At 29.3% G+C, this 393-nt stretch carries 1 protein-coding gene; it reads left to right on the forward strand.

Annotated features, from left to right (window positions below):
* On the forward strand, window positions 1-346 hold a 346-nt coding region (locus EII32_RS11765; RefSeq protein WP_199741448.1), incomplete at its 5' end, for a nitroreductase family protein.
* Between the last annotated feature and the right edge of the window lie 47 nt (window positions 347-393).

Here is a 393-nt window from a genome sequence, read left to right on the forward strand (position 1 = left end):
GTTTATATATGAACAGGCTGTTAAAAATGGTCATATGCCTCAAGAAGTAAAAGAACAAATGTTACCTCTTGTTTTAGAAAACTATAAAAGCCATACACGTCAAAGCATGAATGATATTGTTAAAGTAGATAGTAGTTTAGCTGCAATGCAATTTATGTTAGTTGCAAAACAATATGGCTATGATACTAATCCAATCGGTGGTTTTGAAAATGAAGAAATTGGTAAAACGTTTGGTTATGATTTGGATCGTTATGTTCCAGTAATGATTGTTGCAATTGGGAAAAAAGCTAAAGAAGCATATAATTCATATAGAATGCCAGTTGAAAAAGTCTTAGAGTATAAGTAAATTAATAGTATTTATATTATTAATATAGCTATTGGGTTGTTTAAGGT

Origin of the sequence: Prevotella sp. OH937_COT-195, assembly GCF_003932845.1 — a bacterium.
In the GTDB taxonomy this organism is placed as follows: domain Bacteria; phylum Bacteroidota; class Bacteroidia; order Bacteroidales; family Bacteroidaceae; genus Prevotella.